3 protein-coding genes are annotated in these 2,459 nt (G+C 71.3%); all 3 read right to left on the reverse strand.

Going from position 1 to position 2,459, the window contains the following annotated elements; all coding sequences use genetic code 11:
• A partial coding sequence (locus G6021_RS10550; RefSeq protein ID WP_182641250.1) for an enoyl-CoA hydratase/isomerase family protein occupies window positions 1-319 on the reverse strand: 319 nt, incomplete at its 3' end.
• Window positions 316-1,302, reverse strand: a complete 987-nt coding sequence (locus G6021_RS10555) for a nitronate monooxygenase (protein ID WP_182641251.1) — start codon at window positions 1,300-1,302, stop codon at window positions 316-318. The genes G6021_RS10550 and G6021_RS10555, both read right to left, overlap by 4 nt.
• Window positions 1,302-2,459, reverse strand: a 1,158-nt coding sequence (locus tag G6021_RS10560; protein WP_241736518.1) for a 3-hydroxyacyl-CoA dehydrogenase NAD-binding domain-containing protein, incomplete at its 5' end; no start/stop codon positions are given. The genes G6021_RS10560 and G6021_RS10555, both read right to left, overlap by 1 nt.

The raw sequence follows: 2,459 nt of genomic DNA on the forward strand, positions 1-2,459 counted from the left end.
CCGGGACCGGGGCGGTCAGCACCGCCCGCACCAGCTCGGCGGCGCTGGTCATGGTGGCCTCGGGGCTGGGCGCCTCGTCCGTCCCGGCCCCGTCCCGGATGGCCTGCAGGTCCGCCCCGGTGGTGAACGCCCCGCCCTCGCCGGCGAGCACGATGACTCTGGTGTCGGGGTCCAGGCTCTGCTCGGAGATGATCTCCACCAGTGCGCTCACCGTCGGGTGGTCGAGCGCGTTCATCCGGTCGGGTCGGTTGATGCTGATCGTCGCGACACCCAGGTCGTCGCGGTCGACCATGACCGCGTCCCGGCCCGTGGGGGTCATCGGACCGTCTCCGCGGCGGCGACCATGCCGGCCAGCCGGTCGGTGATGATCGACTCGGCCTCGGCCATCATGCGGTCGACCAGCTCGGCCGCGGTGGGCACGTCGTCGATCAGGCCCTGGCACTGACCCGCCGACCAGATGCCGGCGTCCAGGTCGCCGTCCTCGAAGACCTTGCGGCCCCGGGCCCCGGCGACGAGGTGCTGGATGTCGGAGAACTCCACGCCCTCGGCCTCCCTGGCCACCACTTCCGCCGAGACGGCGTTCGCCGCGACCCGCGCGGTGTTGTGCAGCGTGCGGAAGATGAGCGCGGTGTCGAGCTCGGAGTTGGCGACGATCTGCTGCTTGACCTGGTCCGCGACCGGCGATTCGGCCGTGCACATGAACCGCGTCCCCATGTTGGCGCCGTCGGCCCCCAGGGCTAGTGCGGCCACGAGGCCGCGGGCGTCGGCGATGCCTCCGGACGCCAGCATCGGGATGGTCAGCCGGGCCGCCGCGGCGGGGATGAGCACCAGACCGGGGACGTCGTCCTCACCGGGATGTCCGGCGCACTCGAAGCCGTCGATGGAGACGGCGTCCACGCCGAGCTTCTCCGCCTTGAGTGCGTGCCGCACGGAGGTGCACTTGTGGATGACCTTGACGCCGGCGTCGTGGAAGACAGGGAGATGGTCCTTGGGGTTGGACCCGGCGGTCTCGACGATCTTCACGCCCGACTCGACGATCGCCTGGCGGTACTCCGCGTACGGGGGCGGCGTGATCGACGGGAGGATCGTGAGGTTGACCCCGAAGGGCTGGTCGGTCATCTCCCGGCACCGGGCGATCTCGCGGACCAGGTCCTCGGGCGTCGGCTGGGTGAGCCCGGTGATGATTCCCAGCGCCCCCGCCTCGGACACGGCGGCCGCGAGTTCGGCGCGGCCGACCCACATCATGCCGCCCTGGACGATCGGATGACGGACGCCGAACTCCTCGGTGAAGCGGGTACGGATCACGGCTGGACCTCCTCGTAGGTGCCGCCGGAGGCGGCCTTGGACCGCAGGGACTCCGGCGGGGTGAAACGGTCCCCGTAGCGTTCGGCGAGCTCCTCGGCGCGGGCGACGAAGCCGGGCAGGCCGCCCGGGTACTGGTCCATGTAGCGGGCGACGCCGCCGGTCCAGCCCGGGAAGCCGATGCCCAGGATCGAGCCGACGTTGGCGTCGGTGGTGGTCTCCAGCACGCCCTCGTCGAGGCACTTGACGGTCTCGATCGCCTCGGCGAACAGCATCCGGTCGATCGCGTCCTGCAGCGGGATCTCGGTGGCGGGGCCGAAAGCCTCCGCCAGGCCCGGCCAGAGTCCGGAGCGCTTGCCGTCGGTGTACTCGTAGAAGCCGGCGCCGGTGGAGCGGCCCTTGCGGTCGTACTCGTCGATCATCGTGTCGAGTACGGCGTTGCCCGGGTGGTCGGGCAGCGGCCGGCCCTCTGCCTCGGCCGCCTGGCGGGTCTCGTCACGGATCTTGCGGGGCAGGGTCAACGTGAGTTCGTCCATCAGCGCGAGCACCGGCGCCGGGTAGCCGGCCTGCGAGGAGGCCTGTTCGACGGTGGGCGCGGGGACGCCCTCGGCGAGCAGCGCCATGCCCTCACTGGTGAAGGTCCCGATGACCCTCGAGGTGAAGAACCCGCGGGAGTCGTTGACGACGATGGGGGTCTTGCCGATCTGCGCGACCAGTGCCAGGGCGCGCCCGAGGGCATCCTCCGAGGTCTCGGCGCCCTTGATGATCTCGACCAGCGGCATCTTGTCGACGGGCGAGAAGAAGTGCAGGCCGATGAAGTCGGCCGGTCGGTCCACGCCGCCCGCGAGCATGGTGATGGGAAGGGTCGAGGTGTTGGAGCACAGCAGCGCGTCCGGGGCGATGTGCGGCGCGATCTCCGCGAACACCGTCTCTTTGACCTTCGGGTCCTCGAACACGGCCTCGATGACGGCCTGCGCACCGGAGGCGGCCGCGGCGTCGGTGGTGGGGGTGATGCGCGCCAGGAGCGCCTCGCCCTTCGCCTGCGCGGCGTCCCGGGCCTCGCCCTCGGCGGCGCGGGCGACGGTCTTGGCGACGAGCTTCTCCGAATAGCCCTTGCCCCGCTCGGCGGCGGACTGGTCGATGTCCTTGAGGACGAA

This window comes from Dietzia sp. CW19 (assembly GCF_014145265.1).
GTDB classification, from domain to species: Bacteria; Actinomycetota; Actinomycetes; order Mycobacteriales; family Mycobacteriaceae; genus Dietzia; species Dietzia natronolimnaea.